Below are 7,680 nucleotides of genomic sequence, written 5' to 3'. Positions count from 1 at the left end.
AAAAAGGACCAACATCGCTGCCTTATCTCCCACTATAACCAGTATTGAGGATGAGAACTTTCCTTTCTTTGCCATTTTGTATCAGGCAGGGTATTTTACGATTAAAGACACTGATGCTCCCGACCTCATGGTCGGCATTCCCAATCTTGAGGTAAAGGAAGCTTTTGCCGATATCGTGCTTGAGAAACTAACGAATAAGGACGGTACGGCTTTAAGAGAGAGCTATAAGCAGGCGATAAGGCGTGCACTTAACAGCAAAGACTTTAAGACGCTAAAAGATGAATTCAACAAAATCTTAAATGAATTCTCTTATGAAAGCGTAGTAAGTTTTAAAGAATACGCATTTCGTGACGTATATAAGGTGATGCTGCAGCTACTTGGCTATAACACCTATACTGAGTATCAGACGGCACTTGGCAGAAGCGACTTATGCTTTGAAGATGATGACAAGCTTTATATCTGTGAGTTTAAAGTCATAAGTAAGGCTGATAATATTCAAGAGAAACTTGCAAAAGCTAAAGAACAAATCAGGGAAAAGAGATACGGTTTAAGAATCACCGATAAGGAAGTAATTACGCTTGCCGTTGTCATCGTTAATGAAAACGCAAGCGACACGCAAAAACCGATGCGGGAAGTAGCAGCAATAGAAATTGTAAAATAATTTTTACTTGCTATCTTGCCGCTATCTATTGTTTGGTAAAGTAAGAGCATATTTAAGATCATGATAATTACATTTATGAAAAGATTTATAGTTGCTTTATTTTTGCTTATAAGCGTAAATGCTTTTGCTTTACCGCAAGGATTTTCCGGCGCGGCTAAACCCAATAGCGCCCCACAAGGATTTAACTTAAATATTATGCCTAACTCTATAAAAGGAGTTAAAGATAACGCTAAAGACGGAGATCATGTTTTACTGCAAGGAGTGTTTACCGGAGAGGACGACGGAGAAGGAAACTATACTTTTGAGGATAAAGATAAAAATAAAATCCAGGTAAGTATTCACGCAGAAAATTTAACCTTGATAGCCAACAGTCCATATTTTATCTGGGGAAATGTGAAGAAATCATTATTTAATTGTTCTATAGAATTAATTTACATTTCAGATCCTCAATATTGACGCACTATTAAAAAACATTGTGTTTGCTCACTTGAGAGCATTGGCACAACCTTTTAAAATATCTGCTTTCCAAAGGAAAGCAAAAAAATGTTTCAATTACGTCAATCAATTCTTTTATTTATTACAGCATCCATTTGGGGATCAGGTTTCGTTGCTCAAAGTATCGGCATGGATCATGTCGAACCTTTTACTTTTACTTTTTTCCGCACCGCAATCGGAGGAGTCGTTCTCATTCCAGTCATCTGGTTTTTAAATAAATTAAAGCAGCGAGGCGGACGAGTTATTCATAACGGATCCAAAAAAGATCTTATTCTAGGATCTTTTTTTTGCGGAATGTGTCTTGTTGCCGCTGAATCATTCCAGCAATTCGGGCTCGTGTACACTGATGCCGGTAAAGCAGGATTCATTACCTCAATGTACATTATTTTCGTTCCGATTTTATCTATCTTCTTAGCTAAAAAAGTCGGATTATCGGTATGGATAGGAGTTGTTTTATCCGTCTTTGGTCTTTATTTTCTATGTATAAAACCGGATATGGACTTTTCCATAGAAAAAGGAGATTTTCTCATTTTTATCTGTGCCATCATTTTTGCCGTACACATTTTGGTTATCGCTTATTTTGTCAATAAAGTTGACGGAGTACAGCTTGCCTGCGGACAGTTTTTTGCAGGATCTTTCGTCGCTTTTTTCTTAATGCTGATCCACGACACTATTACTTATGAAGGATTCATGGGAGCATTGCCTGCAATCCTGTGGGTTGGAATCATGTCTAACGGAGTTGCCTATACTTTACAAATTGTCGGACAGCGCGGAATGAATCCTACCATCGCAACTTTAATTCTCTCGCTTGAATCGGTAATGGCTGTCGTATTCGGAGGCATTTTCCTTCATGAAGTTATGACTTCAAGAGAACTTTGGGGCTGCGCATTAATGCTTGCTGCAGTGATCATCGCACAAATTCCGCCTAAAAAAGCGAAAGTAAGTTAAAATTACAAGTTACGCAGATTAGTAATAATTTTTAATAACAAAGAGGAAAAAATGAGCAAACGTTCAATGCTTGTCACCTCAGCACTTCCATATGCCAATGGACCTATTCACTTAGGCCATATGCTAGAGCATATCCAATCCGATATTTTCGTACGTTTTCAAAGAGCTGTAGGTAATAACGTATACTATGTCTGTGCCGATGACTGCCACGGCACTCCCGTTATGATCAAAGCAGGTCAAATGGGTATCACTCCCGAAGAGCTGATTCTCCAAGTCGGAAAAGAACACAAACAAGACTTTGACGGTTTTTTAATCAATTACGACAACTACTATCGTACCCACTCTGAAGAAAACCGTATTTTCTCTCAAACTATCTATAAGAAATTAAGAGACAAAGGTTTTATTACCACTAAAACTATTTCTCAGCTTTACGATCCTGAGAAAAACATGTTCCTGCCCGATCGTTTCGTCAAAGGAACCTGTCCTAAGTGCGGAGCTCCCGATCAATACGGAGATAACTGCGAAGTTTGCTCTGCAACTTATAATCCTACCGATCTTAAAGATCCCTATTCCACGATATCCGGTGCAACCCCGATATTAAAAGAATCTCTTCATTACTTCTTTGATCTGCCTAAATTTAAAGACTTTTTGCATGAGTACATAAATTCAGGCGTATTACCGAAGGAAATGGCAAACAAACTTGAAGAGTGGTTTGCTCAAGGTCTTAAAGATTGGGATATCTCCCGAGACGCCCCTTATTTCGGTTTTGAAATTCCGGATGCCGACAATAAATATTTCTATGTTTGGCTGGATGCTCCGATAGGCTACATGGCCTCTTTTAAGAATTTCTGCGACAAAAACGGAATAGATTTTAATTCATTCTGGAATAAGGATTCAGACAAGGAACTTTATCACTTTATCGGTAAAGACATTCTTTATTTCCATTCTCTGTTCTGGCCAGCTACATTAGAAGGCTCCGATCACCGTTTACCGACCGGAATTTTTGTTCACGGCTACGTTACGGTTAACGGCGCTAAGATGTCTAAATCCAAAGGCACCTTCATTAAAGCTTCCACTTATTTAAAACATTTAAAGCCTGAATGCCTGCGTTACTATTTTGCCTCCAAAATGAATAATCAGGCTGTTGATTTAGACCTTGCTCTTGATGACTTTGTCGCTAAAGTCAATTCAGACATCGTAGGTAAAGTAGTAAACCTTGCTTCCCGTACCGCAGGATTTATCAATAAGCGCTTTAACGGAATGCTTGCCGATAAACCTAACGATCCTGCGCTTATGGAAAAATTTGCTGCTGCAATGCCTGAAATCAAGCAAGCATATGACAGCCGCAACTACTCTGATGCAGTTCGTGCCATAATGTCGCTTGCCGATGAGGCTAACCGCTATATTGATGCGATGGCTCCATGGGTAATTGCCAAACAAGAAGGCCAAGATGAAAAACTTCAGGCTGTCTGCACTGACGGAATCAACTGCTTTAAAGCTTTAATTACATACTTAAGCCCGATTCTTCCTGAGGTTTATCAGAAAGCACAGGAACTGCTTAACGATAAGCTGGAATTTGATAATGCCGCAGCTCCGTTATTAAGTCATCAAATTAATAAATTCACTCCTTTATTTACAAGAATCGATCCTAAAGATATTGAAGCTATGATTGAGGACAGTAAAAAGGATCTTGCAGCAGCAAAAACTGCCGCTCCGCAGCCTAAAGCTGAAGAAAAGAAAAATGATTTTGAACCTTTAGCCGATGAAATCACCATTGATGATTTTGCAAAAGTCGATTTACGCGTCGCAACTATCGTTAAAGCTGAAGAAGTTCCGGAAGCTCGCAAGCTTTTACGCCTTGAAGTAGATCTTGGCTTTGAAAAGCGTCAGGTCTTTGCCGGCATTAAACATGCCTACACTGACATAAGCAAACTTATCGGCAGAAAAGTCGTTGTTGTCGCAAACTTAAAACCGCGCCAAATGAAATTCGGTCTTTCACAAGGCATGGTAACGGCAGCAGGTCCCGGCGGAACCGAAGTTTTCTTATTATCCGTTGATGAAGGCGCTAAAAACGGCGATCGTATACATTAATCATCATCTTTAACATAATTAATTAAATTTGTATAATACAGGGCTTTTTTAAATTGCCCTGTATTTTTTTGTGCATTGAACGATGACTAAAAAACAATCCGTAAGCTCCGTAATTCTTTCTCTTTTTCGCCTGGCGCTGCCGATTATTTTCGGTAATATTGCTTATGCGCTTTTAGGCATTTCCGATATAGTCATGGCTGGAATGGCAGGTACTTCAGATTTAGCCGGAGTATCAATCGGAGGATCTTTTTTCTTCCCAGGTCTTATGTTTCCCATCGGAATGATTACGGCACTTCATCCTATCGTAAGTCGCTTAAGGGGTGCGGAAAAATACGATGATATTCCTTATTCTCATCTTTGCGCTTTATTAGTATGTCTTACCTTCGGCTTTTTTATAATGCTCATTCTTCTGTTTTTAGCCCATTTTGTTCTTAATATAGAATCAGACGCAAGAATGTTTGAGGTTTCAAAAGGTTATATTACCGCAATCGCCTTTTGCGTTCCCGTAGGTGCTATTTTTGCGTCGATGCGCGCCTACTGCGAGGCTATGGGAAGAACCAAAGTCACGTTATATTTCGGTTTATTAGCTCTATGCTACAACATTCCATTAAACTACATATTCATTTTCGGAAAGTTCGGTATGCCGGCTTTAGGCGGCGTGGGATGCGGTGTCGCCACATTAATATCAATGCTTTTAAGCTCGCTTTTTATAGCACTTTATATTCGCTGTAATAAAAGACTCTATCTTTCATCATTTTTTGTTAACAAAACAAAAATCAAATTTAAAGATCTTACCGCTTACTTAAAGCTGTCATTGCCGCTAGGCCTTTCTAGCTCTGTTGAATGCTTTTGCTTTACCGTAATCGCTTTACTGTTAAGCCCTTTAGGACCTGTCAGCGTATCGGCAAACAGTATTGCCATGTCACTTTCCACCTTAATCTTCAATTTCCCCTTATCTCTTGGCATAGCGTCATCCATCATGACCGGCTACGCTATAGGTAAAAATGACTTAGAACAATTAAAACGTGTAATAAAAGCAGCCTACCGCATTGCATTTATCAGCATGGCATTCGGTATAACAATTTTGCTTTCCTTAAGACACGAATTGCCAGCCTTTTTCACCGAAGATACCGCGGTTATAAAACTAAGCTCAACCTTACTTATTTTTGCCGCTTGCAATCAGGTTTGTGAAAACCTTCAGACTATCCAGGCATATTTGCTGCGCGGATTTAAGGATACCAAGATCATCTTCATTACAACCGTACTATCTTTTTTCTTCCTGGCAATTCCCATCGGATATATAAACTGTTATGAATATATCAACACACCGTTCACCGGACCTAAAGGCTTTTGGGTAGGAATTTTCAGCGGTCTGTTTTTTGCATCTATTCTCTACAGAAGAAGGATCCTATATCATTGGCGTCAGCTAAAACACAATAAAGCCAAGATCTTTTAAAAAACATTTAAAATTTTACCTAAAGAAACCTTGTACTTTTCTTTGTAGATAAGACAAGGCTTCATTAAAAATTTACACGCTTCTTGTATAATGCAGCTGTAAAAATTTTTTAATTGTTTGCGATCTTGCGTATTTAACCAATCATTGAGAGCCAATTAATGTCGGAAGTTCGTATCGGTACTGAAGTAGTCCCAACCTTACCTAAAGAAATACACAGAATTATTAAATTAGCCTGGCCGATTGTTTTCGGTCAGCTTGCTTCTACCTCAATGACGGTCGTTGATACCGTAATGGCCGGTGCGGCTGGAACAGAGCAGCTAAGCGGTGTCGCTATCGGAGGATCTTTTTATTGGCCGGCAATTTTGGCAATCGTTGGTCTTTCATTTGCCTTACAGCCTATTGTCGCCCAATTACGCGGTGCAGGAAAAGCAGATGAAATACCGGCACGAGTACATTTGGCTGCCATAATTTGTCTTTTAGTCTCATTATTGATGGCGGTAATACTATGTTTTGCCCATTTCTTGTATAAATTAATGCCCAATGTCAATGAAGAAATGGTACGAGTCGCTACCGGCTATTTATACGCACTTGCGTTCAGTTTCCCGGCAATCGCTTTATATAACGTTATGCGTGCCTACTGTGAAGGGTTAGGTAAAACACTGCCTACTTTGATCTTCGGATTTGTCATGTTGGCGGCACATATTCCGCTTAACTATATCTTTATTTTCGGTAAATTCGGAATGCCTGAATTAGGCGGTATCGGCTGCGGCGTTGCATCAACAATTTCCATCTATATCGCAACAATTGCTTTATTTATATATGTACAAAAAAGCCGCCACTATAGAAGATTCCGTATTTTCAGGCAATTTTATGATGTAAAAAAACAAGATATTTTCAATTTTCTGCGTTTAGGTTTTCCTCTTGCCATATCTACCACAATCGAGGTAGCCTGCTTCTCTCTTGTTTCTTTTCTTTTAAGTCCTTTCGGACCGAATATGGTTGCAGGACATTCTATTGCGCTTAACGTATCCGGTATCTTATTTATCGTTCCGCTGTCCATCGCTTCTGCTGCAACCATAAGAACCGGTGAAGCCATGGGAGCAAGACACTGGAACCGCGCACAAAGAACCGCCGTGGGTGTATATACTATCGACGTTTTTGTCTTACTTTGCTTTATCTCAATAATTTTAATATTCGGCGATTACATAATTTCTCTTTATACATCGGATCTGGAAGTTACTGCCATAGCAAGTAAGCTTTTGACATTCCTTCTTATTTATCAGCTTCCTGATACAGTTCAGGCCATTTCTATAGGAATATTGCGCGGTTTTAAAGATTCTCGAACAATATTTATTGTAACCTTTATCGCATACTGGATAGTCGGTATGCCCTTAGGCATCTGTCTTGCCTACGGTTATATAGGCGGTAAAGAGTTTGCCGCAATGGGATTTTGGATAGGATTTACCGCAGGCTTAAGCACTGCTGCGATTTTCTATATTTTCAGGATCGTTTACTTATTTAAAAAGCGCTTAATCCCCAAAGGCATGAAACTTAAAATCTGATAAAAAAATTTTTTTATTCTAAAGCGTTGATGCTGCGTCATCAGCGCTTTTTCATTTTTCTGTAAGTAAAAATAACTTACCAAAATTAATTAAAAGTCATGTAAAATCATGCCGTTATTATTTAATTAAAGGACTTTTCCATGAAAGCTAAATTACTTATCGCATCAGCAGTAGCTTTCTCCGTTCTTCTTTCCGGCTGTATGACCGAATCAATGGGCGAAGCAATTTTCATGCACCTTGCTATTCCTACCGATGTAGAAAGCGTTCAGCATAAAGTTGCTTTAAACCAAAATGAACAGAAGATTTTTGACACTTTGCTTGCCGCTAAAGATGCCACTATCATTCGTGACTCACGCAAGAGCGACGTAAAGGAATACTTTGCTCAAAACCAAAGCGGTAAAGTAATGGATACAACCCGGATCGCCTGATTTTTTATGTAGTATAGCAGCTCTTTCTTTTTTCCTCCG

General features: G+C 39.2%; 7 protein-coding genes. All 7 read left to right on the top strand.

The annotated features are described in order from the left end of the window. A partial coding sequence (locus tag QZ019_RS08340; RefSeq protein ID WP_295484116.1) for a PD-(D/E)XK nuclease domain-containing protein occupies window positions 1–661 on the top strand: 661 nt, incomplete at its 5' end. Between the two features lie 75 nt (window positions 662–736). Further along, window positions 737–1,117: a hypothetical protein gene (locus QZ019_RS08335; RefSeq protein WP_295484114.1), complete on the top strand. Its 381-nt coding sequence runs from the start codon at window positions 737–739 to the stop codon at window positions 1,115–1,117. Between the two features lie 87 nt (window positions 1,118–1,204). Beyond that, complete coding sequence (locus QZ019_RS08330) at window positions 1,205–2,104, top strand: DMT family transporter (RefSeq protein ID WP_295484112.1); 900 nt, start codon at window positions 1,205–1,207, stop codon at window positions 2,102–2,104. A 27-nt stretch (window positions 2,105–2,131) separates the two neighbouring features. Continuing rightward, on the top strand, window positions 2,132–4,195 hold the full coding sequence (gene metG, locus QZ019_RS08325; protein WP_295484119.1) for a methionine--tRNA ligase: 2,064 nt from the start codon (window positions 2,132–2,134) through the stop codon (window positions 4,193–4,195). 82 nt (window positions 4,196–4,277) lie between these two features. Then, on the top strand, window positions 4,278–5,651 hold the full coding sequence (locus QZ019_RS08320) for an MATE family efflux transporter (protein ID WP_295484109.1): 1,374 nt from the start codon (window positions 4,278–4,280) through the stop codon (window positions 5,649–5,651). 158 nt (window positions 5,652–5,809) lie between these two features. Then, window positions 5,810–7,213: an MATE family efflux transporter gene (locus QZ019_RS08315; protein ID WP_295484106.1), complete on the top strand. Its 1,404-nt coding sequence runs from the start codon at window positions 5,810–5,812 to the stop codon at window positions 7,211–7,213. 140 nt (window positions 7,214–7,353) lie between these two features. Continuing rightward, a complete protein-coding gene (locus QZ019_RS08310; protein WP_294565795.1) occupies window positions 7,354–7,641 on the top strand; it encodes a hypothetical protein in 288 nt (95 codons plus the stop codon). Window positions 7,642–7,680: the final 39 nt, after the last annotated feature.

Origin of the sequence: uncultured Succinatimonas sp. (genome assembly GCF_905203285.1) — a bacterium.
Classification (GTDB): Bacteria; Pseudomonadota; Gammaproteobacteria; order Enterobacterales; family Succinivibrionaceae; genus Succinatimonas.
Note: the sequence above shows the minus strand (reverse complement) of the source record. Positions and strands in the feature narration are given on the sequence as shown.

What these genes read in the sequence shown, in the direction of transcription:
- QZ019_RS08335 (WP_295484114.1), top strand. Translation starts at nt 737, where the DNA reads ATGAAAAGATTTATAGTTGCTTTATTTTTGCTTATAAGCGTAAATGCT.
- QZ019_RS08330 (WP_295484112.1), top strand. Translation starts at nt 1,205, where the DNA reads ATGTTTCAATTACGTCAATCAATTCTTTTATTTATTACAGCATCCATT.
- QZ019_RS08320 (WP_295484109.1), top strand. Translation starts at nt 4,278, where the DNA reads ATGACTAAAAAACAATCCGTAAGCTCCGTAATTCTTTCTCTTTTTCGC.
- QZ019_RS08315 (WP_295484106.1), top strand. Translation starts at nt 5,810, where the DNA reads ATGTCGGAAGTTCGTATCGGTACTGAAGTAGTCCCAACCTTACCTAAA.
- QZ019_RS08310 (WP_294565795.1), top strand. Translation starts at nt 7,354, where the DNA reads ATGAAAGCTAAATTACTTATCGCATCAGCAGTAGCTTTCTCCGTTCTT.